Below are 24,207 nucleotides of genomic sequence, written 5' to 3'. Positions count from 1 at the left end.
CTCCATGCCGGTGGGAGGGGCATCGTATGCGATCGGACCCCTGCTGCCGACTATGCAAAAGGGTGAGAAGGAGCGGGGTGCGAGGCGTTCCCGGAGCCCGTTCGCAACCGTAGCCCGGGTGAAACCCGGGATGCCCGGTCCGAATCAACGGCTAACGCAAAGGGCGCAAAGGAAACAGAAAGGCGCAAAGGATTTTCCCAACGATCCTTTGCGCCTTTCTTGGCTGTTCTCCGCGTCCTTTGCGCTGGCCTTTCTTGATTCCAGCCGTTTGCCGGAGAACGGGAGAAGCTCCCGGGTTTCACCCGGGCTACGCGGCCTGTGCGACGAGGAGCAGGCCTTCGAGGACCAGGCAGGGCCGTAGTTGCCAGTCACCGCCAAGGTGAGGGTGCAGCACCTGCGCATCACCGCCGGTGATCACGCGCCGGGCGCCCGGAAGCTGGGCGCTGGCGCGATCGATCGCGCCGAGGGCGGAGAGCATGGCGCCCTGGCGAACGCAGGCCTCGGTGTCCAGGCCCAGCCCGGCGTGGACCGTCAGCGGCGTCTGGCGGGTAGGGAAGCGGGTTGCGCCGAGCACGGCCTTCTCGGAGGTCTGCAGCCCGGCGGCGATGATGCCGCCGCGATGCTGGCCGTCGGCCCCGATCGCATCGACGGTGAGCGCCGTGCCGGCGTCCACCACGATGCAGTCCGCAGGCGTGTCGGCCCAGGCCGCGATCATCGCGAGCCAGCGGTCGGCGCCCAGGCGCAGGGGTTCGGCGTAGCCGTTGCGCAGGCCGAGCTGTTCGGGCTTGGTGCGCGCGAAATTCGGGGAGATCTGCCAGCGGGCGACGCAGACCTTGGTCAGCGCCAGGTCGTGCGCCGGCCCGGCGACGCTGGAAATCCAGATCTGCTCGGGCTCGTCGACGCCGAGTATCGACAGCGCGTCCGCCGGCTTGCCAGCGTGCGTGGCGGCACCGGTGTTGAAGATCACGCCCTGCGTTGTCTCGGCCCACTTGATGCGCGTGTTGCCGACGTCGAGCAGCAACATCACACGGCCCTGAGCGAGACGTCGCCTGCGTGAACGGGCCGCAATCCGGCCTTGGTCTCGATCAGGAAGGCGCCGCTGGCGTCGATGCCCTGCCCGATGCCGCGCAGCTTGTCGTCGCCCGGCACGTGGACTTCGCGGCCGCGCAGCGCATCCAGCGCGAGCCATTCCTCGCGATAGGGCTCGAAACCCTTGACCGTGTAGCGCGCCAGGCACTCGTGCAGCCCGTGCAGCAGTTCGGCGGCGAGCAGGTTGCGCGACACCGGCGGCCGGCCGGCCAGCTCCATCGCCTCGTCCACGGTGATCCACGGCTGATCGATGCCCGCGGCCTGCGACTTGTGCATCGACACGTTGATGCCCACGCCGACGATCACGCGGCACAGGCCGCTGGATTCGCCACGCTGCTCGATCAGGATTCCGCCCAGCTTGCGCTGCTGCACCAGCAGATCGTTCGGCCACTTGAGGCGCACGCCGTCGACGCCGGCCGCGTGCAGCGCGCGCGCGCAGATCACGCCGACGGCCAGCGACAGCGCCGGCAGCTGGTGCGGCCACAGCGGATAGGTCCAGGCCGTCGAGAGATAGAGGTTGGCGCCAAACGGCGAGCGCCAGTCGCGCCCGCGACGCCCGCGACCGGCGGACTGGTATTCCGCGATCACGGCCTGCGGGTCTGCCGCCGGATCGGCGTCCATCAGCACCCGATTGGTCGAGTCGGCGATCGGCAGCACGTCGATGCGCAGGTCCGGCGTCACGCCGGCGCGGATGCGGTCCGCATCGAGCCGTTCCAGCGGCCGCGCCAGCCGGTAACCCTGGCCGAACTTGGACTCGATGTGCAGGCCCCAGTCGCGCAGGTGGGTCACGCGCTTGGCCAGGCCCGCGCGAGTCAGTCCAGAAGCCAGGGCCAGCGCCTCGCCGGACTGCCACTCGCCGGGGGCGAGGGCGTCCACCAGACGCAGCAGGTCTTCTTCGACTAGCGGTCGAGCCATCGGCCGATCACTCGCAGTTTTTCGAATCGGTTCTCGGTGCCGCTGAACAGGCGTCCGATGTTCTCACGATGCTTGAACACCACCAACGCCGCCATGAATGCGGTGAACCCACCGGCCGCGGACCATGCGCCACGGGCGTCGAAGCAGGCGACGTACAGGCCGGCAGCCGCGGCCGCCGCGAGCGTGGCCAGGCTGACGTAACCGCTGATCATCACGACGAGCACGAACGCGAGCAGGATCCACGGAAGCGCCAGGGGCAGCAGCGCGCCGAACACGCCGGCCAGTGTCGCCACGCCCTTGCCGCCTTTGAACCCCCACAACGCGGGGTAGCAATGTCCGAGCGTCACGGCCGCGCCGCAGACGTAGCCGAGTTGTTCGCGATCCAGCACCGGAGGGCCGAAGGAGATCGGCAGCGACGGGATGGCGAGTGCACCGAGCAGGCCCTTGCCGACGTCGATGGCGAGCACCAGCAGCGCGAAGCGCGTGCCCTGCGTGCGCAGCGCGTTGGTCGCGCCGATGTTGCCGCTGCCGACGCGACCCAGGTCGACGCCGCGCAACTTGCCGACCAGATGACCCCCCATGACATTGCCCAACAGGTAGGCGAGGACTGCCTTGAGGATCACTTCCAGCATGCGACGGCGTTGGGCACGGGGATTGGGAACGCGCGTAGTGTCGGGCTTCCTCGCTCCGCTTGCCACAACGGCGCCGGTGGACGGCGCCTGCGGCCGGACTTTCGTCGGGCTTAAGTGCTCAAGCGGGGACGTGGCTCGTGGTCACGTCGGCGATCAGGCGGCCGTCGTTGCCGGTGACCGTCGTGCGCACGACGCTCAGGCGCTTGCCCTTCTTCACGTACACCGAGGTTGCGCGAAACACGCCGTCCTTCTGGTTGCCGAGCAGCTTGGCGTCGAGGCTGATGGCGAGCGGAAAGCCCGCGACACCCGGCTCCATCTTCGCGCCGCCGAAGGCGAGCACGGTCGCGCAGACATCGGCGAACCACAGCGTGGCGCCGGCGTGCGCCGTGCCGAAGGGATTCAGGATGCCGGCCTGCACCGGCATCTCGCCAACGACCTTGTCGGCGGACTGTTCGATGATGCTGAATTGGATGTTGCCGTTGACGTGCATGCGTTGGGACCTCGTGCTCTTGGCGCCCCCGTAGCCCGGACGAAGTCCGGGGCTTTTCTCGACGGGAAAGCGCAATCCCGGACTTCGTCCGGGCTACGTGACGGACCTTGACCGTAGCCCGGGTTACGCCGACTACCAGTTTTCCTTGTACGGCCGCAGGTCGAGTTCCTGCGTCCACGCCGAGCGATGCTGCTTGTGCAAGGTCCAGTAGTTCTCGACGATCCCGTCGACGCTCAGCAGCCCTTCTTCGCCCAGTCGCTCGACCATCGCGGGAATCGCGCCGCGCAGGCGGTCACCGTCGATGCCGCCGTCGACGACGACGTGCGCCACGTGGATGCCCTTGGGTCCGTACTCGCGCGCCATGCTCTGCGAGATCATGCGCAGGCCGGCCTTGGCGGCGGCGAAATGCGCGAAGCCCGGCTTGCCGCGCATGCTGCCGGAGGCGCCGGTGAAGATCACCGTGCCGCGGCCCAGCGGCACCAGCCGGCGCGCGGCTTCGCGGCCGATCAGGAAGCCCGAGTAGCAGCCCACGCGCCAGAAATCCTCGAACTGCGCGGCGGTGAGCTTGGTGAAATCGATGATCGCGTTGTTGCCGGCGTTGGAGATCACGACGTCGGCCGGATCGCGCCCCTCACCGGGATTCATCGCGCGATCGAACGCCGCGATCACCTGGGCCTCGTCGGTGACGTCCGTGGGCAGGGCCTCGGCACTGCCGCCGGCCGAGGCGATGGCCTTGGCCACTTCCTGAATCTTGGCCGCGGTGCGTCCCGCGACGATCACGTGGTAACCCTCGCGCGCGAAGCGCTTGCACACCGCACCGCCGATGCCGCGCTCCGATCCGACGCCGAAGACGATGGCTGTTGGCTTGCCCATTTTTTCCTTCCTCCTTCACGTGGCCCGCGACAGCGCGGACGCGATGGGGTAACTTACTTCAAATTCTGAAGTGACACCAACATGCCCGTCTCCGGCATCGGCAAGCAGACCTGTTCCGTGGCGCGCACCGTCGGCCTGATCGGCGACCCGTGGACGCTGATGGTGCTGCGCGAGCTGTTCCTGGGCAGCCGCCGTTTCGACGAGTTCCAGGTCTACACGGGTGCGTCTCCGCACCTGCTCAGCGTCAGGCTGCGCGGCCTGGTGGAAACGCAGATCGTCGAACGTCGCGCCTACCAGCAGAAGCCGCTTCGCTACGAGTACCACCTCACCGAGAAAGGCATCGCGCTGTGGCCGGTGATCACCGCGATGCGGGAATGGGGCGACCGCTGGAACGGCGTCAAGGGCGTGGCCCCGGCGAAGATCACGCACAGGCAATGCGGTGGCACGACGCGCGTGCGCCATGAGTGCGCGAGCTGCGGCGAGACCGTCGATCCGCGTGGCGTCGCGGTCGCGCTTTCGCGTGCGGCTACTTCGGAGCGGCGGCGACTGGCCGAGCGCGGGACGCGGCCTTCGGCGGGCGTCCGCGTGCGGCGCAAGCCTGCGGGCGCCGGAAAAATAGCGCCGTAGGGTGTGCAAAGCGAAGCGTGCGCACCGTGGCGGCATCGGGTCGCGACGGCGCCGTGACGGTGCGCACGCGCTTCGCGCTCTGCACACCCTGCGGGCCTGACGCGGTGACGAGTCGCGGCCTGCGACGGCACACAGCGTATCGAGCCATCGGCGCTGCCTATCGATGGAACGTCATCGCAGATTTCCGCGGCCCTTCCTTGCATCGAGTCGCTGCGCCGTCGGGGCACGCCCTCGGTCTATCGGCATCCCGCGGCGCGCGTGAGAAGATCGGACAACTCCGACCCGCAAGCCGAATCCTCCGCATGGCCACGTTCAACGACCGCGATTTCCGCAGCGCGATGAGCCAATTCTGTACAGGCGTGGTCATCGTGACCGGTATCAGCGAGGGCAGGCCCGTCGGCTTTGCCGCGCAGTCCTTCGTCTCGGTGTCGCTGGCGCCGCCGCTGGTGTCGATCTGCCCCGCGAAGACCAGCACGAGCTGGCCGCTGCTGCGCGCGGCGGGCAGCTTCGGCATCAACATCCTGGGCGCCGACCAGCATCCGCTGTGCATGGCGTTCGCAAAGTCGGGTGGCGACAAGTTCGCGGAATTCGGCTGGGCCACGAGCGCCCAGGGGACGCCCGTGCTCGAAGGCGCGCTCGGTTTCGTCGACTGCCAGCTCGAGGCGGAGCACGACGCCGGCGATCACACGCTGGTGATCGGGCGCGTGCTCGAACTCGATGTCTTCTCGGTGGATCGCTCGCCGCTGCTGTTCTTCCGCGGCCGCTACGGCGCGTTCGACGATCTGGCGAACCCGTAGCCCGGACGAAGTCCGGGGTTGCGCTCCGTGCGCGAGGGGAACCCCGGACTTCGTCCGGGTTACGTGCGTGCCCTAGATGGTTCGAGGCTGTATGGCGGGCGTATCGTCGACACCGTCCCTGGCTCGCAGGGCGAGACCCGGAGATAAAGAATGAAAGGCATCGCGATCCTCGGCGGCAGCGGCGGACTGGGTGAAGTGATCGTGCGGACCCTGGCCCAGCGCGCGCCGCTGACCATCGGTTACGCGAACAACGAAGAGAAGGCGGCCCGGCTCGTCGAGCAGGTCGCCGCGGCGGGCGGCAAGGCCAAGGCCGTGCGCGTCGACATGCGGGACGGCGCCTCGGTGAAGTCCTTCCTCGACAAGGCGGCGTCGCAGTGGGGCGGCCTGGACTCGATCGTGTCCGCCACCGGCCCGGCGATCCCGCTGTGCTCGCTGGCCGACGTCACCGACGAGGACTTCAAGCGCATCTACGACACCGACGTGTTCGGCTCCTTCCAGGTGCTCAAGCACGGCGCGGCGACGCTCGCGGCGACCGGCGGCGGCGCGATGGTGCTGTTCGTCACGACGGCGGTGCTGCGCACGCTCGAGAACGACGGCATGTCCGGCGGACCGAAGACCGCGGTGGCCGGTCTGATCCGCCAGACCGCGCGCGAGATGGGTCCGCGCAACGTGCGCTGCAACGGCGTGGCGCCGGGTGTCATCGACGCCGGCATCGTGCATTCGTCGTTCGAGGCCAACCCCGTGGCCAAGGGCGTGATCACCGACTGCATGAACAAGACGCCGATGGGCCGCATGGGCAAGCCCGAGGAGATCGCGGCGCTGGTGGACTTCCTGGTGTCGCCGGGCGCCGGCTACATCAGCGGGCAGATCATCGGCATCGACGGCGGGTACAGCGCGTAGCGCCAACCGTAGCCCGGGTGAAACCCGGGGTTGCGCTCGATATGCGAGGGGAACCCCGGGTTTCACCCGGGCTACGGCTTACGCATCGTACTTCTGCCTCAACAACTTCTTGTCCAGCTTCCCCACGCTGGTCTTCTCGATCGCATCGACGAACACCACGCGATCGGGCACGGCGTACTTCGAGATCTGTTTCTGCTCGACGAACGCCATCAGGTGCGCGCGGATGTCCTGGTCCGAAACCTTGCCCTCGAAGCCGGGCTTGAGCACGGCCAGGATCATCGGCCGCTCGCCCCACTTGTCATCCTTGAGCGCGATGGCCGCGACCTCGCTGACCGCCGGGTGACGCGAGACCAGGCTTTCGAGGTCCAGTGACGACACCCATTCGCCGCCGGTCTTGATCACGTCCTTGACGCGGTCGCAGATGCGCAGCGTGGCGTCGGGCATGAACTTGCCCAGATCGTTCGAGTGCAGCCAGCCGCCGTCCCAGAGCTCGACCGACGCTTCCTCGCGTCCGTGATAACCCTGAGTCAGCCACGGTGAACGGAACACGACCTCGCCCAGGGCTTCGCCGTCCTGCGGCAGCGTGTTCATGCTCGCGTCCACGGTGCGCACGTCGCACATCAGCGCCGGGCGGCCCGCGCGCTGCCGCAGCGGAATCTGTTCGTCGATCGGCAGCTTCAGTTCCTCCGCCGTCAGGTGATTCACCGTGGCGATGGGACCGGTCTCCGACATGCCGTAGCCTGTGAAGATGTCGATGCCGCGTTCGAGCGCGGCCTTGGCCAGGCCACCGGGCAGCGCACCGCCACCGATCAGGAATTTGCGGCCGGTGAAGTCGATCTTCGCGCTGTCCGGGTCCGCCAGGATCATGTGCAGCAAGGTCGGCACGCAGTGCGAGAACGTGACGCCCTCGGTTTCGATCCAGCGCATCACTTCCGTGGGCGTGTAACGACCCGGGTAGACCTGCTTCATGCCCAGCAGCGTTGCGGCGTACGGCCAGCCCCAGGCGTGCGCATGGAACATCGGCGTGATCGGCATGTAGACGTCGGCCTCGGTCACGCGCCCCTGCGCGGGCGCGGTGCCGAACGTCGCGAGCAGGCCCATCGCGTGCAGCACGATCTGTCGGTGGCTGTAGTACACGCCCTTCGGCAGGCCAGTGGTGCCGGTGGTGTAGAACGTCGTGGCCTGCGCGTTCTCGTCGAATTCCGGGAACTCGTATTGGTCCGACGCCTTGTCCATCAGCGCCTCGTACTCGCCGACGAACGAGAAGCGGCTCTTGGGCTGCGCGCCGTGCTCGTCGATCAGGATGAAGGTCTTGGCGGTCTCTAGCTTGTCGGCCACCGCCTCGATCATCTCCAGCATGTCGGCGTGCACGATCACGATGCGTGCCTGCGCGTGGTTGAGCGTGTACAGGATCTGCTCGGGCGACAGCCGGATGTTGACCGTCTGGATCACGCAGCCGAGCGAGGGAATCGCGAAGTAGGACTCCAGGTAGCGATGGCTGTCCCAGTCCATGACGGCAATGGTCTGGCCGGGCTTGGCGCCGCAATCCGCCAGCACGTTGGCGAGTTTCGCCACGCGGCCCGTGAACTGCGCGTACGTGAAGCGGTGACGGTCGCGGTACACGATCTCGGTCCGCGGAAGGCGCGCACGCGCAGTGGTCAGCAGTTGCTTGATCAGCAGTGGATACGAATACGCCGACGGCGTCTGCACGATGGGATCGCGATGCATGGGGTCTCTTCCAGGTTGCACTCTTTGTCGCCGGATTCTGGGGGCCGGCAGGGCTCGCGACAAACCGCGGGACGTGCGCGAGGCGTAGCCCGGACGAAGTCCGGGGTTGCGCTCCGTGTTCGAGAGCTCATCCCGGACTTCGTCCGGGCTATGGGGGCGGGGCACAATGGGGACCCGCTCCCGATCGACCCCGCTTCCATGATCGAGTTCTACTTCGACATCTCCAGCCCCTGGACCTATCTGGCCTTCCACAACGTGCAGCCCATCGCGCGCGAACTGGACGTGCGCATCGCGTGGAAGCCGATCCTGGTCGGCGGCATCTTCAACAGCGTGAATCCGGGCGTCTACGAGTTCCGCAAGCACGGCGCGCCGAGCAAGCAGCGCTACCACGAGAAGGATCTCGCCGACTGGGCGCGCCACACGGGCCTTGCGATCCGCTTCCCGCCGACGATCTTCCCGATCAACAGCGTCAAGGCGATGCGCGCCTGCATCCTGCTGGACAAGCAAGGCAAGCTGCCGGAGTTCGCGCGTGCCGCGTTCGAGGCCTACTGGGCGCGCGACGAAGACATCGCCAGCGACGACGTGCTGGCGGCGATCTGCCGCAGCGTCGGCGTCGATGCCGGTGCCGTGATCGCCGGCATCGGTGAATCGGCCGTCAAGGACCAGCTGCGACGAAACACCGACGAGTTGATCGAGCGCGGCGGCTTCGGCTCGCCGACGATGTTCGTCAACGGCACCGACATGTATTTCGGCAACGACCGTCTGCACCTGGTGCGCGAGGCCTTGCTCAGGGCGCGAGGCTGAGCATCCCCGTCGGTGCCATCCTGAACGTAGCCCGGACGAAGTCCGGGAAGGCCTGTTCGACGGTGAGAAAAAAAGCCCCGGACTGCGTCCGGGCTACGGGAAGGCCACCCCGGGTTTCACCCGGGCTACGGGGGCCGATGGTGAAGCAGCGTCTGAATCGTCATGAAACTGGAGAAGTGAGATGAGCGCAGTCCCCTACCGCGTCGAGAACGGCGTGGCCGTCCTGACGATCGACAATCCTCCGGTCAACGCCGCGTCGCGCGCCGTGCGTGTCGGCATCGTCGACGGTATCAAGCAGGCCGGTGCCGACGCCTCGGTGAAGGCCATCGTGCTGATCGGCGGTGGACGCACGTTCATCGCCGGCGCCGATATCCGCGAGTTCGGCCAGCAGCTCCAGCCGCCGCATTTCCCCGACGTCATCGACGCGCTCGAAGCTTCGACCAAGCCGGTCGTGGCCGCGCTGCACGGGACCGCGCTCGGCGGCGGCTTCGAGTTCGCGCTGTCCTGTCATTACCGCGTGGCGATCGCGTCCGCAAAGGTCGGCCTGCCCGAGGTGAATCTGGGCCTGCTGCCGGGCGCCGGCGGTACGCAGCGCCTGCCGCGCATCGTCGGCGCCGCGAAGGCGCTGGACATGATTCTCGGCGGCAAGCCGATCGGTGCGGACGAGGCGTTGAAGCTGGGCCTGATCGAGCAGATCGTGGCTGGCAAGACGCAGCCCGAACTCGAAGCAGGCGCCATCGCATTCGCGCGTGAACGCGCAGCCGTTGCCGGTCCGCATCCGCGCGCGCGCGATCGCGTCGACAAGATCCAGGGCACCGATCCGGCGCTGTTCGACGAGGTGCGTGCGAAGAACGCGAAGAAGTGGGCCGGGCGCCTAGCCGAGTTCAAGATCGTGGAATGCGTGCAGGCCGCCGTCGAGAAGAAGACGTTCGACGAGGGCTCCGCGGTGGAGCGCGACAACTTCGTGATCCTGCGTGCCAGTGCGCAGTCGAAGGCGCTGCGCTACGCGTTCTTCGCCGAGCGTGAGGCCGCCAAGATTCCCGGCCTGCCAGACGACGTGAAGCCGCGCGAGATCAAGTCCGCTGCCGTCATCGGCGCGGGCACGATGGGCGGCGGCATCGCCATGTGCTTCGCCAACGCCGGCGTCGCCGTGCAGATGCTCGACGCCTCGCAGGCCGCGATCGACGCCGGCATCGCGCGCGTGCGCGGCAACTACGCCACGTCGGTGGCACGCGGCTCGACGCCGCAGGACAGGGCCGACAAGGCGCTGGGACTGATCTCCACGACGACGCGCTACGAGGACATCGCGCAGGCCGACATCGTCGTCGAGGCGGTGTTCGAGGACATGAAGGTCAAGCACGACGTCTTCGGCGCGCTCGATCGCGTGATGAAGCCTGGTGCGATTCTCGCCACCAACACCTCGACCCTGGACATCGACGGCATCGCCTCGTCGACGAAGCGTCCCGAGGACGTGATCGGCACGCACTTCTTCTCGCCCGCAAACGTGATGAAGCTGCAGGAGAACGTGCGCGGCGCCAAGTCCAGCGCGCAGACCATCGCCAGCGTGATGGCGCTGGCCAAGACGCTGGGCAAGGTGCCGGTGCTCGCGGGCAACTGCCACGGCTTCATCGGCAATCGCATCCTGTACGTGTACGGGCGTGAGTGCGATTTCATGCTCGAGGAAGGCGCCACGCCGTGGCAGGTGGATCGCGCGCTGCAGGCCTTCGGATTTCCGATGGGCGTGTACCTGATGCGCGATCTCGCCGGGCTCGATGTGGGCTGGAGCGTGCGCAAGGGTCGTGAGGCCACGCGCGACAAGTCGCTGCGTTACTCGCCGGTGGCAGATCGCATCTGCGAGATGGGCCGCTTCGGGCAGAAGACCGGCGCGGGCTATTACAAGTACGAAGGCCGCAATGCGACGCCGGATCCGGAGATCGAGAAGCTGATCGAGTCGGTGTCGGTGGAGCTGGGCGTTCCGCGCCGCGCCGTGACGGACGAGCAGATCGTCACGCGCGTGCTCAGCGCGATGGCCAATGAAGGCGCGAAGATTCTCGCCGAGGGCATCGCGATCCGTGCGTCGGACATCGACGTGACCTATCTCTACGGCTACGGCTTCCCGCGTCACCAGGGCGGCCCGATGTTCTGGGCCGAGGAGCAGGGCTTGGCGAAGGTGCTGGAGACGGTGCAGCGCTATCACGCCGAGCAGGGCGTGTTGTGGACTCCGGCACCGCTGCTGGTGGAGCGGGCTGCGGCGGGCAAGGGCTGGACGGGTTAGCACCCGTAGCCCGGACGAAGTCCGGGATCCACGTTCGATCAATGAGCGGGAATCCCGGACTTCGTCCGGGCTACGCATGAGCTTTTCGAGATTTGAGAGACGGTCCGAAGCCAGGGGGTGCGCGTAGCCCGGGTGCAACCCGGGGTTGCTGCCCGGATCGGGGCGGGGCCCCGGGTTTCACCCGGGCTACGGCGGCGCGCTTCTCCAGAGATCGCGCGCAATCCGGGGCGGGTGGCGCTAGCTCAACCCCACGACCGGCATCACGACGCCGTGCACCGCCCCCGCCTCGTCCGAAGCCAGAAACCGGATCACGTTCGCGAGATCCTGCGCTGACACCCACTGCGTGGGGTCCGCATCCGGCATCGCCGCACGGTTCGCCGGTGTGTCGATGATGCTGGGCGCAACAGCGTTCACGTTGATGCCCTTGCCGCGCAACTCCTGCGACAGCGTCTCGGTGATCCGCGCAACGCCGCTCTTGGCCGCCACATACGCGCCCATCTGCGCCTTGCCGCTCACGGCCGACGCGGCGGCGACGTTGACGATCTTGCCGAAGCCGGTCTCCAGCATGCGCGGCACGACGGCGCGGCTCGCGTGCACCAGCGTGTTGACGTTCAGATCGAGCATGCGCGTCCAGATCTCGTCGGCGGTCTCGTGCACCGGTGTGCCCATCGTGAATCCGCCGGCGACATTGCACAGCACCAGCCGCGACGCGCCGGCAACGCGAGACGACAGCGCGACGGCGGTGGCAGCGGCATCGAGCAGATCCAGTGCGACGAGCTGGCGCCGCGCGCCATCGGGTCCATGCGCTTTCTCGAGCGCCGCGCGTTCGAGATCGACCAGCACGAGATCATCGTCCTTGAATGCCTGCGCGACGGCGCGGCCGAGCACGCCGGCGGCGCCGGTGATGACGACGGTCCTTCTGCTGGTCGCAGGTGTGTTCACGTCAGGCTCACCGCATCGTCTCGGGCGGTGAGATCCGCCCAGAACTGATCGCCGCGGGCGCAGACCCGGGCGCCCAGCACGTCGGCCCAGGCGCGGTCGTTGCCGCCCTCGGTGCGCCACGACCACAGGCGCTGCGTCGACTGGCGCAGGTCGAACTCGCGCGTGAATCCGATCGCGGCGTGCACCTGGTGGGCCGTCGACGTGGCGAAGCCGATCGCGAGATTGCAGCGCAGCTTGGCCGCCGCGATCTGGAACGACGCATCGCCACGCGTCGCGGCGCGGCAGGCGGCGCGCGTGGCGCACATCGCGGCCGCCACTTCGGCGCCGAACTGAGCGAGCTGCTGCTGCACCGCCTGGAACTGCCCGATGGCGCGGCCGAACTGCTTGCGCGTCTGCGCGTACTCGACGGATTTGTGCAGCGCCGCTTCGAGCGCGCCGGAGATCTGTGCGCAGCGGGCGAGTGCGAGCAAGTGTGATGCCTGCGTGCCGTCACTCGCCGGTCCGCAGACAGCGGGTGCGTTATCGAAAATCAGATCGTCGCGCGGCTCGTCGGCGAGGTTGTGCGCGTGGCGCAGCGACGTGGCGTCGGTGCGGCGCAGCAAGACGGTATGTCCCGGCACGACGGCGAGGATGGCATCGGCGTGGCGTCCCCATGGAACGCCGAGCAGCTTGCCATCGAAACGCGTGCCGGCTTGCTGGAGCGCACCCTCGACGCGAGTGGCCAGGCTCACGGGTCCTGACGGAAGTTCGAGCCCTGCGTCGGCGGCGAGCTGCGCCGCGATCATGTTTTCAGCCAACGGAATCGGAACGCCGTGATGACCCAGCGCGTGCAGCACGGCGCCCGCATCGTCCCAGTCGCCGCCCGCGCCGCCGTCGGCTTCCGGCGCCAATAGCAGCGGCAGGCCCATCTCGATGGTCTGCTGCCAAAGTTTCGCGTCGAAGCCTTCAATGCGCCGCGAGGTCACCGCATCCGCAAACAGGCGGTCGGCCGTGTCGGCCAGTATCTGGCGTTGTTCGCTCATCGCTGCGCCCCAGGGACTGCGAACCGCGTAGCCCGGACGCAGTCCGGGGCTCTTGCTGCTGACAACGGAAAAGCCCCGGACTGCGTCCGGGCTACGCGTGATGCCATGACCTGCGCGCTCGTGCTCATCGCAACCCCAACCCGCGCGCAATGATCCCGCGCAGGATTTCCCGCGTGCCGCCGCGCAGCGAGAACGACGGCGAGGTCTGCAGCAGCAGCGCCAGGGTCCGCACGAAATCGCTGTCCTGCTCCAGGTGGATGCCGTCGTCGGCCAGTGCCTGCACCAGCGGCGGCAGTGCCTGTTCGAAGACGTTGCCCAGGTCCTTGACGATGGCGGCTTCCACGTAAGGATCCTCGCCGCGCGCGAGCTGTCCGGCGACCGACAGCGACATCTGCCGCAAGGTCCAGATTTCCGCCGTCACGCGGCCGATCGCCTGGCGCACCGACTCCGACGGCGACGGCCCGACGACGCGCAGCAGCTCGAAGAACAACGCGATGCTGGACAGGTAGCGCTCCGGCCCGCTGCGTTCGAGCGAGAGCTCCGCGGTGACCTGCTTCCAGCCCTGGCCCTCGGTGCCGAGCAGGCATTCGGCATCGACGATGCAGTCCTCGAAGAAGATCTCGTTGAAGTGCTTGGCACCCACGAGATCGACGATCGGCTGCACGCGCAGGCCCGGCGTGTCGAACTCGAGCAGGAACTGCGACAGCCCGGCGTGGCGATTCTTCTCGTCGGCCGGCGACGTGCGCGCGAGCACGATGATCAGGTGGCTGCGATGCGCCAGCGTCGTCCAGATCTTCTGGCCGTTGATCTTCCAGCGGCCGTCGGGGAGACGCTCCGCGCGCGTGCGCACGCTGGCGAGGTCCGAGCCGGCGTTGGGTTCCGACATGCCGATGCAGCAGAAGGCTTCGCCGCGCGCGATGCGCGGCACGTGGCGCTGCTTCTGCGATTCGCTGCCGTAACGCAGGATCGCCGGCGCGGTCTGGCGATCGCCGATCCAGTGCGCGCCCACCGGCGCGCCGGCGGCGAGCAGTTCTTCCATCAGCACGTAGCGCTCGAGCGCGCTGCGTTCGTGGCCGCCGTAAGTCTTGGACCAGTGCATGCCGATCCAGCCGCGCTCGCCGAGACGCCGCGAGAAGTCTGCGTCGTAGACGGTCCAGCAGTTCGCTTTCTGCTCGGCGGGATAGTCACGCGGCATCTCGCGCGCGAGGAACGCGCGGATCTCGGCACGGAACGCCGGGATGCCGGGCGGCAGGTCGACGGGATCGAAGTGGAAGGTCTGCACGGATGCGGCGTCGCGGATCGGTTGCGGGACTTGGATCGATGATCGCCGCGGGGTGGTGACCGGGCAACCGGGTGCCGACACCAACACCGCCGTGGCCCGGGTGAAACCCGGGGGCGCTTTTCCCCGGGCCGATATCGAAGCAGAAGCCCCGGGTTTCACCCGGGCTACAGGAGACCTGCGCAATGTCCCGACTCGGAATGCCTCCCGCATCGGAGCAAAATGCGGATCCGCCTCGCGCCCTCCATCCGACACGTCCGAACCCCATGAGTGATCCCACCACCCGCGAATCCTTCGTCCGCTACGAGCAGGACGGCCGCGTCGTCACCCTGACGCTCAACAGCCCCACCACGCGCAACGCCATCGGCAGCGCGCAGGACTGCGAGGACATCATGGCTGCGCTCGCACGCGCCGAGAGCGACGAGCACATCAGCTGCATCGTGCTCACCGGCGAAGGCAGCGCCTTCTCCGCCGGCGGCAATCTCAAGGGCATGAAGGACCGCAAGGGCATCGGCCGGCTGGATACGCCCATCGCGACGCGCAACAACTACCGACGCGGCGTGCAGGCGGTGATCCGCCGCTTGTGGGACTGCGAGCTCCCGATGATCGCGGCCATCAACGGACACGCCATCGGCCTCGGGCTGGACCTGGCCTGCCTGTGCGACATGCGCGTGGCCGCCGACAGCGCCAAGTTTGCATCCAGCTTCATCAAGATGGGGATCATCCCCGGCGACGGAGGGGCCTGGGTGCTGCCGCGCACCGTCGGACTCGCGAATGCGGCCGAGCTGATTCTCACCGGCGACACGATGGACGCTGCCGCCGCGCAGCGCATGGGCCTGGTCTCGCAGGTCGTGCCGGCCGACCAGTTGATGGCAACCGCCAAGGCGCTGGCTGCGCGCGTCGTCGCCAATCCCGCGAAGGGTTTGCGACTGGCCAAGCGCCTGCTGCGTGAAGGCCAGCAGCAGCGGCTCTCCGATGTGCTGGAACTGTCCGCCGCGTTCCAGGCCATCGTCCACGAGACCGAAGACCACGCCGAGGCCGTGGACGCGTTTCTCGAAAAGCGCGCGCCGAATTTCACCGGCCGCTAGCCCGGGGGGCCCCGCCGCCGTAGCCCGGGCGAAGCCCCTCCACTCGACACAAGTCCCGGCCCCTTCGTTCGCCCAAGCTTCCCGGCCCACTTCCTCTTCCGAGCCCCGCCATGACGGACCCCAACTACCTCCGCTCCCTGTTCGACCTCACCGGCAAGACCGCGCTGGTCACCGGCGCCTCCTCCGGCCTGGGACGTCATTTCGCCCTCACGCTGGCCCGCGCCGGGGCCCAGGTCGCCCTCGCGGCGCGCCGTGCCGACAAGCTCGCCGACGCCGTCAAGGAGATCGAAGCCCTGGGCGGCAAGGCCGTGGCGGTCTCGATGGACGTGCTCGACCGTGCCAGCGTCAACGCCGCCCTGGACGAGGCCGCCTCGCGCCTGGGCCCCATCGACATCCTGGTCAACAACGCCGGCGTCTCCGGCACCCAGCGTCCGCTGGACTACGACGACGCCGAGTGGGACTGGGTGGTGGGCACCAACCTCAAGGGCGCCTGGGTCGTCGCCCAGGAAACCGCGCGCCGGATGGTCGCCGCCAAGCGGCCGGGCAACCTCATCAATATCACCTCCATCCTGGGCAGCCGCGTCACCCACCTGCTGACCCCGTACATCGCCGCCAAGGCCGGACTCAAGAACCTGACCCAGGCCCTGGCACTGGAATTCGCCCGCTACGACATCCGGGTCAACAGTCTGGCGCCCGGCTACTTCATCACCGAGATCAACGAGGACGAACTCAAGGGCGAACAAGGCGAGAAGCTGCGCCTGCGCATTCCGACGCGACGGTTCGGCGAATACGAAAACCTGGAAGGCCCGCTGCTGCTGCTCGCGTCGAAGGCCGGCGCCCACATGACTGGCACCGAGATCGTCGTGGACGGCGGGCACCTGGTGAACCCCCTGTAACCCGGGTGAAACCGGGGGGCGTCTGCGATCGCGAACAAGCATTCGAAGCCCGCTCGTCAGCGACCAACGGCACCCGATCCACCCAAGCCGGCCATCCGACCGCGACCCCTCAAAAAATCGACCCTGCGAAACGCAATGTCAGGTTCGGTCGACGAGATGTGTCAGGAAGTGACGTAAACGGCAGGCTTCATTCAGCCAAAGCCTGACGTAAGAATATGCAAGCAATTGAAAGTGCTGAGACGGCTCCAAATCCGGCCTCGTGGCATACGGAGTGCTCCGATTCCTCTGCGCTACATCGCGTAACCCGACATCAAGTACTCAAGGAGTTGCACTTATGAAGATGCAGAAAGGCTTCACGCTGATTGAATTGATGATCGTGGTCGCGATCATCGGCATCCTGGCCGCCATCGCCATCCCGGCGTATCAGGACTACATCACCCGCTCGAAGGTCACGGAAGTTCTGACCATGACGAACCCGGCCAAGGTTGCGGTCGCCGAGACGGCGTCGTCGCTGGGCTCGCTGGCTTCGGTCACCGCCACGAACAATGGCTACGAGTTCCCGGGCGCGACGAAGTTCGTGTCGAGCATCGGCATCACCGCCGGCAGCGGCATCATCACCGCGGTGTCGTCTGTGCCGAATGCGAGCGGAAACATCGTGCTCACTCCGACCCCGATCGGCTCGTCCACGGGTCAGCTGGACTGGGGCTGCACAACGACCATTGCGTCGAAGTACGTGCCGGCCAACTGCCGCTAAGCGAACAGAGCTGGAAAAAACGCCGCCCTCGGGCGGCGTTTTTTTATGGGGGAAGACATGAGGTCAGTGAGGTTGTGGCTGCTGCCGGCGGTCCTGTTGCTAACAGGCCTTCTGTATCACGGCACGCTGTCCAACGGCTTTGTGTGGGATGACAGCATCCTGTTCGTCGACAATGCCTCGCTGCGTAGCGGAGTCATTGACTGGGCGGTGTTGTCGCAGCCCGTGATGGATGGCACCACGTATCTGCGCCCGTTGGTGCTGGCGAGTTGGGCAGCCGAATTCCGGCTGTGGGGCGTCAATGCGACGGCCGCCCACGCAGTGAACCTGGCTCTGCATCTGTTGAACGTTGCCCTGGTCTACGTTCTGGCCCTGATGCTGCTGCGCCCGTTGGCATGCCCCTCTCCGGTATGGCGTGCGGGATTGGCGGCACTGATCTACGGACTGCACCCCTGCCTGCTGGAAGCGACGGCTTGGATTTCCGGTCGCTTCGATCTCATGGCCACGACGTTCATGCTCCTGGCCTTGATTGCGGATGGCGTCATCGCCGGTCGCTGGAGCCGCGCGGCGGGCATCGCATTCTCCTTTGCGCTGGCTTTGGGATCGAAAGAAGTAGCGGTCATGCTGCCGCCGTTGTTGCTGTGCCTGCGCCTGGTCCGCGAGCCCGCACCCGAGCTGCCGTTGTGGCGTGCCGTGCTGCGAATCGCGCAACGCGATTTCCCTACGGTGCTGGCCTTGGGCTTGGTGTTTGCGCTGTGGGTGATGCTGCGACTGAGCGCGTTTGGCGCTGTCGTCCATTCGGCGTCGCCGTTCGTGGGTCAGCCCTCCGGCGCCGCGCTGTACCTTCACCCCTTGCTGGTCCTCAACGCACTCCAGTTCTATCTCGCCGAGATCGTCGTTCCCTTCACCACGCTAGGTCCGCTCCACCCGTTCATCGTGGAAGACCTTGCCAGCGGCCCAGGCGTGCTGCGCGCGTCTGGCGCGTTATTGGCATTGGCCGGATTGGCCTGGTTACTTTGGAAACGCTCGCCCGTCGGCTTTCTGATTGCCTGCGTTTTGTTGGCATTACTGCCTGTGCTGCAGATCGTGCCGCTGAGTTCCACCGCCCGCAGTATCGGGAGCGACCGGTTCCTGACCTTGCCGCTGGTCTTCATCGCATTGAGCCTGGCTGCCATGCCATTCCCGCTGACACAACAGGTGAGCCTGCGGGTACAGAAGCTGGGAACAGGCCTGCTGCTGGGCGCCTGGATTTTCCTGTCGGCCGCAACCATCACGGTGACGGTGCCTCTATGGCGCAGCGACCTGTCCCTTTGGGCGTGGAGCTACCAGAAATTTCCAGATCTGCAGTTCGCTCAGAGCGCCTACTTGCACGCTCTTTCCAATGCCAAGCGTCTTGACGAGGCAGCTGTCGTATTCGAACGCCTGCGCGCCAAGGGGCCCCTGCATTCGTTCGTGCAGATCCAGTACGGGGCGTACCTGGCGTCTGCCGGGCAACTTGACGAGGCTGAGAACTACCTTCGTGGAGCGCTGAGGGCGTACGCGGTCGATGCGGACGGTAATCGCCGCGATCCCCACCATGTAAGCCCCCGTGACGGCGACAGGCCGATCCTGGCGCACGCGTACCAGGCGCTTTCCCAAATCCACAATTCGCGTGGTGATTTCGAGGAGGCGTTGCGGGATATCGATATTGCACTCAACTACAAGCCGGGCGTGCCGGTCTTTGGTGCTGCAAAAGCGCTGATGTTGCTGGCGACCAATCAGGTAGAGGCTGGTGAAGCTCTTTACACACAGTCAATGAGCCAGTTGATGCCTGAGCAACGTCTGGTGGTCGCTAATTCGCGGATCCGTTTTCTGGCTCGCCTTTGCACGCAACACAATGAGCCACGAAAAGTGATCTGCGAGGGCTACGAGCCACCGCCGCCGATACCTCATTGAAACGTAGACCGATTCGATGTGGTGGCGATGAAAGACGTGGACAGCGACAGTCTGTCTCGAGCACAGGATTTATTTCGTTCCCTCTTCTGGATGAGCGAGCTGAAGAAAGTCAACGAGACGAGCGACACGGGCTGGAGGCCACTCCTGGATACTTTGGGCGGTAACGAAGAGAGCATCGGTTATCTCATCGGAATACTGATGCTCATTCCGGTACTCGAGTCAAAGCTCCAGACGCGCTAAATTTTTCAGGAGAATCATCTTCGGCGAGAGGGAGCGAGGGCGAACGACTATCGGAAAGGGATCCTTCACCCGCGCCGTGGCTCCGGGAAAACATATCGCCTGTTGAACAGATACGAAAATATGGCGTTCGGAAGCAGGAGCGCAGCCGAAGCCACGTAAAGATTGAATCCAAGCAGCTCTGCGATTCGCATCTCGCCTACGCCGATCCCATACAGCAAAACGTAGCCGGAAGAGAATCGAAACAGGAGCCGGGGATCCCGGTTCTCGAAGACGATCCCACCCGTGGTGACGAAATTGAAGGCCACTCCAAGAATCGTCGACACCAGCCCCGCGATGGCGTAGTGCTGGCCGGCGTACAGCAGCGCGCAAAAAACGGCGTAGCCGAAGAGCGTGTTGATTCCGCCGACGACGAGAAAAAGCAGGAAGCGGCGAACGTTCTCCTTCTCGATCCTCGAGGCAATCCATTCAGGCGCAAATCGCCGGCTCACCGCGATGAGCCTTGCATCGAGCGTCTTGATCCAGCCGGACATCACGCGATGCTAGGCCTGGCCAGCCGGATCCAGAAACAGGGCGTCCAGAAATTCCCGCACCGCGCCTTCACCGCCTTTCCTGACGGTGACGACCTGTGCCACGCGAATAGCCGACGGATGCGCGTCCGCGGGAGCCGCCGCGAGCCCCGAGATGCGCATGGCGTCGACATCGTTGATGTCGTTGCCCATGAAGGCGACGGCCGCCAGCGGCGCGCCGACGCTGTCGGCGAACTGCTTCAGCGCGGCCGCCTTGTCCTTGCATCCCAGGTAGACGTTCTCGATGCCGACCTTGGCCGCGAAGCGCGTCACGAGGGGACTGTCCTCTCCCGAGATGAGGGCAAAGGCGATATCCAATCGACGCGTCCGGGAGATACCCATCACGTCGGCGAACGAGAAGCGCTTGAACTCCTCGCCGTTCGCTCCCCACGTGAACGTGTTGTCGGTCAGCACGCCGTCGACGTCGAGCGCGACGGCGCGGATCGGCTCGCTCATGCACCCACTCGACGCAGCTTCTTCATCACGGGTACTTCACTCGGAACCATGCGCTTGATGCCGTCGCCAAGGGATTCCTCCGCGATGCGGATATCGCGCACCAGCCGGGTCAGGCCGCTGGGTCCAACCGACGCCGCCTGGTCGGAACCCCACATGGCGCGATCCAGCGTGATGTGCCGTTCGATGGCGCATGCCCCCAGCGTCAAGGCGGCGACCGTCGATGCCAGGCCGGTCTCGTGACCCGAATAGCCCACGGGAATTCCGTAGCGCTGCCTCATCGCCGGAATCACCCGCAGGTTGAGTTCGCCGTACTGAGAGGGGTAGGTGCTGCAGGTGTGCATCAGGACGAGGTCCTTGGTTCCCAGGACCTCGACCGCGTGATCCACCTGCTCCTGCGTGCTCATCCCTGTCGACATGATGATGGGGCGCCCCTTGGCCCGCGTATGTCGCAGCAGGTTGTCGTCCGTCAGGCTGGCCGATGCGATCTTGTAGCAGGGCGGATTGAACGCATCGATCACATCGACCGACTGCTCGTCCCAGCAGGACGCGAACCAGGGGATGCCGACCTGGCGGCAGTAGTTGTCGATCTCGCGGTACTGATCGGGTCCGAATTCGAGGCCCCGCTTGAGGTCGCCGTTGGTAGGTCCGAACGGGTTCTCGCGCGGCTTGGCCAACTCTTCGGCCGTGTAGACCACGTCCACGGTCCGCTTCTGGAATTTCACGGCGTCGCAGCCCGATGCGACCGCCAGGCTGATCAGCTTCTTTGCGACCCCCAGGTCGCCGTTGTGGTTGATCCCGATCTCGGCGATCACGTAACTCGGCTGCCCGTCGCCGACGTTCGCGTTGCCGATCCGTACCGTCGATTGATTCGTCATTCTGTTTCTCCCTGTAATGCGATGAATTCTACGTCAGCGTTCCCCGCGCCCACGTCAAACCGTCCTGGATGGCGCGGTCCAGGCCGAGCGAGTTGGAAAGGCCCAGGGAGCGGGCGCGCGACACGTCCGGCCAGTAGGCAGCCGGATCGGGGTTCGGGGTGTTTGCACCCGCGATCAACGGGCCGGGCGACCCCGCGATTCGACTCACCCGGGTGGCGAGTTCGCCAATGGACAGCGGCTCATCCGAACCCACGTTCATCACGGCTCGCCGGGGCGCCTGCGCGAGCAGCGCCAGAAGCCAGATCGCGAGATCGGCCGGATGCAGATACGACCGCAACGGAGAGCCGTCGCCCTGGATCAGGATCGGCCGGGACATGGCGGCATCGCGCATGAAATTGCCGGCGGCGAAGTGCTTGTCCAGAGGGAGCAGGGGTCCCAAAAAAGCGAAAGGCCGCGACACCGAGTAGTTGTCCAGCGAACAGGCCAGCATCGCTTCGGCCATGCGCTTCGCGTTTCCGTACGCCTGCGCGGGATCGGCAGGATCGGGTGCGAAGCGTCCGATCTGGTCTTCCCGTGCGGGGCCGTCCGAACGCCGGCGGCTTCCATACACCGCGCCGGAACTGACGAAGTGCAGATGAGCCCCCGTGCGCTTGGCGAGCTCGATGCATCCCTCGGTTCCGGACAGGATGGTCCGCACCGTTTCTTCCGCGGTGATGGGCCGGTCCTTGGCGTGGGAACTGGCCGCCATGTGCAGGATGTGCGTGAGGTCCGCTTCGATCTGGAGCTGGTGAAAAGTGGCGGCGTCGCCTACCTGCCAGACGATGTCGGAGAGCCCGCGAAGATCCGGAAGGCGCGACGTCATCGCCGCTGGATCACGGCTGACGCAGAACGCGCGGATGGAGAAGGATCGCCGGTTGAGGTGGCGGATCGCGCGAATGACCCATTCACCGAAGAAACCGCTGGCACCCGTCACCAGAACCTTCGCGCCAACCAGCGGACGCAGCAGTTCGGGGGAGCAGCCGGCGATCGCCGTTTCCAGCGGAGCGGTGAAGAAATCGGCCATCTCGTTCAAACGCGCTCCAGGCACTCAAGGATCAATTCAGGGTCGAGCACCGAAGGCGCATTCGACCACAATCACCAGACGCTGCGACCTCCGTCCATCACCAGATTCGCCCCGTTCAAGTAAGCCGAGGCATCGGAACAGAGGAATGCGATGGCGCCACGATATTCGTCGGGCTCGGCCATCCTCCCCATCGGAATCAGCTTGGCGAGCTTGCTCACGAAGACGTCGTTCTGTCCCGCGTAGACGCCGCCCGGTGAGAGTGCGTTGCAACGGACGCCCTGTTCGCACCAGTAAGTGGCCAGGTATTTGGTCAAGCCCAGCAGGCCGTGCTTCACCACCGAGTAGGTGACGGGCTTGACCGGTTGCAGATGCTCCGCAAGCCCCTCGACGCGGTAAAGCCGCTGGTCCGGTGCAATGACGCCAAGATCGGACGCGATATTGATGATCACGCCGCCGCGTCCCGCCAGCGCCATCTGGGTCCCGAACACCTGGGCGCACAGGAACGCGCCGCCCAGGCCCACGTCCAGGTCCTGCCGCCATTGCTCGATCGGAAAATTCTCGAGACGCGAGAAGTTGCGATCGGAGGCGTCCTCCACTTTTGGATTACGCGCGGCGTTGTTGATCAGCACGTCGACCTGGCCGTGATGCTGCAGCACCGCGGCCTTCGCGTCCTCCACGGCGACAGGGTCCGTGATGTCCACGGGTCGCGTCAGTACCGGGGTGCCGAACTCGGCGATCAGGCGGGAACGGTTCCTGTCCAATGCTTCTTCGCTGATATCGAGAAGCACCGGCTTTCCGCCGAGACTCGCCACCGTCGCAGCGTGCTGATAGCCGAGCATGCCGCCGCCGCCGGTGATGATGACGACGCGGCCGTCGAGCGAGAACAGATCTCGCCCATTTGAAGAGCGGGTCACAACGCGTCTCCGGACAGCCTTACCTCCGTCCCCTGCGAGAGCGATGCCTTCGCCGCAAGCGCCATGCGCAAGCTCTGGACGCCGGTGTGCAGGCCTACCCGTGGGACCTCACCTTGCTGCACGCAAGCCAGGAAGTGGCGCATTTGCGCGAGGAACATGTCGTTGCGCTGGAAGCCAACGAATTCTGATTGCTCGATCAGCTGACCCTCGGAACTGTAGACCTGAAGGTGGTTGGCAATGAGGTTCATGATCGCTACGCCCCGGTCGCCTGCGATCTTGAATGTTCTTGCCGGCGGACGCTGGACGAAGTCCTGGTGCAAGGAAATCGGAAAGCGACCAAGGGGGCCGCGGTACTGCATCAGGGAGGTCGCGGTGTCTTCGACGTCGATTTCCAGATTGCTCAGCTTGCCGCCGCGGCAAACGATCGACTCGGGCATCCCGAAATACCAATAGATCAGATCCATCTCGTGGATCTGCGAGAGGATCACGCCACCGCCCTGGTCTTGGCGCGACGCGTACATCTGCCGATAGTCTTCATATCGGTGCCAACCCGGAAGGTATTCGCCCACCTCCGCCTGGACGCTGAAAATATTGCCGAAGAAGCCGTCATCCAGCAGTGTCTTCAGGCGCTCGAACCCCGGGTGGAAACGCAGGTTGTACCCGACGTAGCAGACCCGCCCGGTCGACTCGACGACCGCCTGAAGCTCGTCGAGGCCATCGAGCGAATGGGAAACCGGCTTCTCGAGGAAAACATGCGCCCCAGCGCGAGCGGCGGCGAGCGCAATGGGCGTGTGCAGGCTGCTGGGGTTGCAGACGAACACGACCTGCGGTTGCGTCGACAACGCAGCCTGGAGATCCGTATGAACGATCAGTCCGTAGTCCGCCTCGAGGTCGGCGTTTTCCTCGATGCTCAGGTTGTCCCGCAGCTTTTGCCGAAGCCCACGTACGCGGTAGGCATGTACTTCCAAGTCATCGCCCATCAGCGTGCGCAGATTGCGGAGATGCCGCTGGCCGATGCCACCCAGCCCACAGAATAGAACGCGCATTAAT

Annotated in this window: 24 protein-coding genes; 9 read left to right on the top strand and 15 right to left on the bottom strand. The window is 66.1% G+C overall.

Annotated features, from left to right (window positions below):
* Positions 1–307: 307 nt before the first annotated feature.
* From DFR24_RS13495 to DFR24_RS13475, 5 genes are all read right to left on the bottom strand, one after another.
* On the bottom strand, positions 308–1,024 hold the full coding sequence (locus DFR24_RS13495) for a type III pantothenate kinase (RefSeq protein ID WP_133881925.1): 717 nt from the start codon (positions 1,022–1,024) through the stop codon (positions 308–310).
* Positions 1,024–2,004: a biotin--[acetyl-CoA-carboxylase] ligase gene (locus DFR24_RS13490; RefSeq protein WP_133881924.1), complete on the bottom strand. Its 981-nt coding sequence runs from the start codon at positions 2,002–2,004 to the stop codon at positions 1,024–1,026. Before DFR24_RS13490 ends, DFR24_RS13495 begins: the two co-directional genes overlap by 1 nt.
* Complete coding sequence (plsY, locus tag DFR24_RS13485; protein ID WP_133881923.1) at positions 1,989–2,636, bottom strand: glycerol-3-phosphate 1-O-acyltransferase PlsY; 648 nt, start codon at positions 2,634–2,636, stop codon at positions 1,989–1,991. The genes DFR24_RS13490 and plsY overlap by 16 nt, the downstream gene beginning before the upstream one ends.
* A gap of 118 nt (positions 2,637–2,754) precedes the next feature.
* Complete coding sequence (locus DFR24_RS13480) at positions 2,755–3,126, bottom strand: PaaI family thioesterase (protein ID WP_133881922.1); 372 nt, start codon at positions 3,124–3,126, stop codon at positions 2,755–2,757.
* A gap of 132 nt (positions 3,127–3,258) precedes the next feature.
* Complete coding sequence (locus DFR24_RS13475) at positions 3,259–3,999, bottom strand: SDR family NAD(P)-dependent oxidoreductase (RefSeq protein WP_133881921.1); 741 nt, start codon at positions 3,997–3,999, stop codon at positions 3,259–3,261.
* Positions 4,000–4,080: 81 nt separating this feature from the next.
* On the opposite strand from DFR24_RS13475, the gene DFR24_RS13470 reads away from it, so the two are divergent.
* The 3 genes from DFR24_RS13470 (at position 4,081) to DFR24_RS13460 (ending at position 6,323) form a co-directional block, all read left to right on the top strand.
* Positions 4,081–4,626, top strand: coding sequence for a winged helix-turn-helix transcriptional regulator (locus DFR24_RS13470; protein WP_133881920.1), 546 nt, complete (start codon positions 4,081–4,083; stop codon positions 4,624–4,626).
* Positions 4,627–4,928: 302 nt separating this feature from the next.
* Entirely contained in the window at positions 4,929–5,423 is a 495-nt protein-coding gene (locus tag DFR24_RS13465) for a flavin reductase family protein (RefSeq protein ID WP_133881919.1), read from the top strand.
* Between the two features lie 150 nt (positions 5,424–5,573).
* The gene (locus DFR24_RS13460; protein WP_133881918.1) at positions 5,574–6,323 is read left to right on the top strand and encodes an SDR family NAD(P)-dependent oxidoreductase; all 750 of its coding nucleotides are present in this window, start codon (positions 5,574–5,576) and stop codon (positions 6,321–6,323) included.
* 78 nt (positions 6,324–6,401) lie between these two features.
* Here DFR24_RS13460 and DFR24_RS13455 read toward each other — a convergent pair whose 3' ends face one another.
* On the bottom strand, positions 6,402–8,051 hold the full coding sequence (locus DFR24_RS13455; RefSeq protein ID WP_133881917.1) for a fatty acid--CoA ligase: 1,650 nt from the start codon (positions 8,049–8,051) through the stop codon (positions 6,402–6,404).
* A 198-nt stretch (positions 8,052–8,249) separates the two neighbouring features.
* Between DFR24_RS13455 and DFR24_RS13450 the strand changes: the two genes are divergently transcribed.
* Together DFR24_RS13450 and DFR24_RS13445 are read left to right on the top strand one after the other, a co-directional pair.
* The gene (locus tag DFR24_RS13450) at positions 8,250–8,855 is read left to right on the top strand and encodes a 2-hydroxychromene-2-carboxylate isomerase (RefSeq protein WP_133881916.1); all 606 of its coding nucleotides are present in this window, start codon (positions 8,250–8,252) and stop codon (positions 8,853–8,855) included.
* 181 nt (positions 8,856–9,036) lie between these two features.
* Positions 9,037–11,130 (top strand): 3-hydroxyacyl-CoA dehydrogenase NAD-binding domain-containing protein, encoded by a 2,094-nt coding sequence (locus DFR24_RS13445; protein WP_133881915.1) that lies wholly within the window; start codon positions 9,037–9,039, stop codon positions 11,128–11,130.
* 237 nt (positions 11,131–11,367) lie between these two features.
* Here the strand turns inward: DFR24_RS13445 and DFR24_RS13440 are convergent, their stop codons facing one another.
* The 3 genes from DFR24_RS13440 to DFR24_RS13430 all read right to left on the bottom strand — a co-directional run bounded on the left by DFR24_RS13440 (position 11,368) and on the right by DFR24_RS13430 (position 14,376).
* Positions 11,368–12,072: an SDR family NAD(P)-dependent oxidoreductase gene (locus tag DFR24_RS13440; protein ID WP_133881914.1), complete on the bottom strand. Its 705-nt coding sequence runs from the start codon at positions 12,070–12,072 to the stop codon at positions 11,368–11,370.
* On the bottom strand, positions 12,069–13,094 hold the full coding sequence (locus DFR24_RS13435; RefSeq protein WP_133881913.1) for an acyl-CoA dehydrogenase: 1,026 nt from the start codon (positions 13,092–13,094) through the stop codon (positions 12,069–12,071). Before DFR24_RS13435 ends, DFR24_RS13440 begins: the two co-directional genes overlap by 4 nt.
* 124 nt (positions 13,095–13,218) lie before the next feature.
* Positions 13,219–14,376 (bottom strand): acyl-CoA dehydrogenase family protein, encoded by a 1,158-nt coding sequence (locus tag DFR24_RS13430; protein ID WP_210772611.1) that lies wholly within the window; start codon positions 14,374–14,376, stop codon positions 13,219–13,221.
* Between the two features lie 263 nt (positions 14,377–14,639).
* Between DFR24_RS13430 and DFR24_RS13425 the strand changes: the two genes are divergently transcribed.
* From DFR24_RS13425 to DFR24_RS13410, 4 genes are all read left to right on the top strand, one after another.
* Complete coding sequence (locus DFR24_RS13425) at positions 14,640–15,461, top strand: crotonase/enoyl-CoA hydratase family protein (protein WP_133881911.1); 822 nt, start codon at positions 14,640–14,642, stop codon at positions 15,459–15,461.
* A gap of 110 nt (positions 15,462–15,571) precedes the next feature.
* Positions 15,572–16,357, top strand: coding sequence for an SDR family NAD(P)-dependent oxidoreductase (locus tag DFR24_RS13420; protein ID WP_133881910.1), 786 nt, complete (start codon positions 15,572–15,574; stop codon positions 16,355–16,357).
* Positions 16,358–16,691: 334 nt separating this feature from the next.
* Positions 16,692–17,111 carry a pilin gene (locus DFR24_RS13415; RefSeq protein ID WP_133881909.1) on the top strand — a complete coding sequence of 140 codons (420 nt, stop codon included), beginning with the start codon at positions 16,692–16,694 and terminating at the stop codon, positions 17,109–17,111.
* A 72-nt stretch (positions 17,112–17,183) separates the two neighbouring features.
* On the top strand, positions 17,184–19,043 hold the full coding sequence (locus DFR24_RS13410) for a tetratricopeptide repeat protein (protein WP_133881908.1): 1,860 nt from the start codon (positions 17,184–17,186) through the stop codon (positions 19,041–19,043).
* A gap of 305 nt (positions 19,044–19,348) precedes the next feature.
* Here DFR24_RS13410 and DFR24_RS13405 read toward each other — a convergent pair whose 3' ends face one another.
* The 6 genes from DFR24_RS13405 to DFR24_RS13380 all read right to left on the bottom strand — a co-directional run bounded on the left by DFR24_RS13405 (position 19,349) and on the right by DFR24_RS13380 (position 24,203).
* A complete protein-coding gene (locus DFR24_RS13405; protein WP_133881907.1) occupies positions 19,349–19,813 on the bottom strand; it encodes a GtrA family protein in 465 nt (154 codons plus the stop codon).
* A gap of 9 nt (positions 19,814–19,822) precedes the next feature.
* Positions 19,823–20,305, bottom strand: a complete 483-nt coding sequence (locus tag DFR24_RS13400; protein WP_133881906.1) for a KdsC family phosphatase — start codon at positions 20,303–20,305, stop codon at positions 19,823–19,825.
* Positions 20,302–21,180, bottom strand: a complete 879-nt coding sequence (locus tag DFR24_RS13395) for an N-acetylneuraminate synthase family protein (RefSeq protein WP_133881905.1) — start codon at positions 21,178–21,180, stop codon at positions 20,302–20,304. The genes DFR24_RS13400 and DFR24_RS13395 overlap by 4 nt, the downstream gene beginning before the upstream one ends.
* A gap of 28 nt (positions 21,181–21,208) precedes the next feature.
* Complete coding sequence (locus tag DFR24_RS13390; RefSeq protein WP_168710471.1) at positions 21,209–22,243, bottom strand: NAD-dependent epimerase/dehydratase family protein; 1,035 nt, start codon at positions 22,241–22,243, stop codon at positions 21,209–21,211.
* Positions 22,244–22,314: 71 nt separating this feature from the next.
* Complete coding sequence (locus DFR24_RS13385; protein ID WP_133881903.1) at positions 22,315–23,157, bottom strand: SDR family oxidoreductase; 843 nt, start codon at positions 23,155–23,157, stop codon at positions 22,315–22,317.
* On the bottom strand, positions 23,154–24,203 hold the full coding sequence (locus tag DFR24_RS13380) for a Gfo/Idh/MocA family protein (protein WP_133881902.1): 1,050 nt from the start codon (positions 24,201–24,203) through the stop codon (positions 23,154–23,156). Before DFR24_RS13380 ends, DFR24_RS13385 begins: the two co-directional genes overlap by 4 nt.
* Positions 24,204–24,207 lie beyond the last annotated feature (4 nt).

The organism is Panacagrimonas perspica (assembly GCF_004364935.1).
Classification (GTDB): domain Bacteria; phylum Pseudomonadota; class Gammaproteobacteria; order Nevskiales; family Nevskiaceae; genus Panacagrimonas; species Panacagrimonas perspica.
This window is presented reverse-complemented; position numbering and strand designations above follow the sequence as displayed.

Bases quoted from the DNA above. Each gene is read 5' to 3' on its own strand.
- DFR24_RS13495 (WP_133881925.1), bottom strand. From the start codon at position 1,024: ATGTTGCTGCTCGACGTCGGCAACACGCGCATCAAGTGGGCCGAGACA.
- DFR24_RS13490 (WP_133881924.1), bottom strand. From the start codon at position 2,004: ATGGCTCGACCGCTAGTCGAAGAAGACCTGCTGCGTCTGGTGGACGCC.
- plsY (WP_133881923.1), bottom strand. From the start codon at position 2,636: ATGCTGGAAGTGATCCTCAAGGCAGTCCTCGCCTACCTGTTGGGCAAT.
- DFR24_RS13480 (WP_133881922.1), bottom strand. From the start codon at position 3,126: ATGCACGTCAACGGCAACATCCAATTCAGCATCATCGAACAGTCCGCC.
- DFR24_RS13475 (WP_133881921.1), bottom strand. From the start codon at position 3,999: ATGGGCAAGCCAACAGCCATCGTCTTCGGCGTCGGATCGGAGCGCGGC.
- DFR24_RS13470 (WP_133881920.1), top strand. From the start codon at position 4,081: ATGCCCGTCTCCGGCATCGGCAAGCAGACCTGTTCCGTGGCGCGCACC.
- DFR24_RS13465 (WP_133881919.1), top strand. From the start codon at position 4,929: ATGGCCACGTTCAACGACCGCGATTTCCGCAGCGCGATGAGCCAATTC.
- DFR24_RS13460 (WP_133881918.1), top strand. From the start codon at position 5,574: ATGAAAGGCATCGCGATCCTCGGCGGCAGCGGCGGACTGGGTGAAGTG.
- DFR24_RS13455 (WP_133881917.1), bottom strand. From the start codon at position 8,051: ATGCATCGCGATCCCATCGTGCAGACGCCGTCGGCGTATTCGTATCCA.
- DFR24_RS13450 (WP_133881916.1), top strand. From the start codon at position 8,250: ATGATCGAGTTCTACTTCGACATCTCCAGCCCCTGGACCTATCTGGCC.
- DFR24_RS13445 (WP_133881915.1), top strand. From the start codon at position 9,037: ATGAGCGCAGTCCCCTACCGCGTCGAGAACGGCGTGGCCGTCCTGACG.
- DFR24_RS13435 (WP_133881913.1), bottom strand. From the start codon at position 13,094: ATGAGCGAACAACGCCAGATACTGGCCGACACGGCCGACCGCCTGTTT.
- DFR24_RS13425 (WP_133881911.1), top strand. From the start codon at position 14,640: ATGAGTGATCCCACCACCCGCGAATCCTTCGTCCGCTACGAGCAGGAC.
- DFR24_RS13420 (WP_133881910.1), top strand. From the start codon at position 15,572: ATGACGGACCCCAACTACCTCCGCTCCCTGTTCGACCTCACCGGCAAG.
- DFR24_RS13415 (WP_133881909.1), top strand. From the start codon at position 16,692: ATGAAGATGCAGAAAGGCTTCACGCTGATTGAATTGATGATCGTGGTC.
- DFR24_RS13405 (WP_133881907.1), bottom strand. From the start codon at position 19,813: ATGTCCGGCTGGATCAAGACGCTCGATGCAAGGCTCATCGCGGTGAGC.
- DFR24_RS13400 (WP_133881906.1), bottom strand. From the start codon at position 20,305: ATGAGCGAGCCGATCCGCGCCGTCGCGCTCGACGTCGACGGCGTGCTG.
- DFR24_RS13395 (WP_133881905.1), bottom strand. From the start codon at position 21,180: ATGACGAATCAATCGACGGTACGGATCGGCAACGCGAACGTCGGCGAC.
- DFR24_RS13390 (WP_168710471.1), bottom strand. From the start codon at position 22,243: ATGGCCGATTTCTTCACCGCTCCGCTGGAAACGGCGATCGCCGGCTGC.
- DFR24_RS13380 (WP_133881902.1), bottom strand. From the start codon at position 24,203: ATGCGCGTTCTATTCTGTGGGCTGGGTGGCATCGGCCAGCGGCATCTC.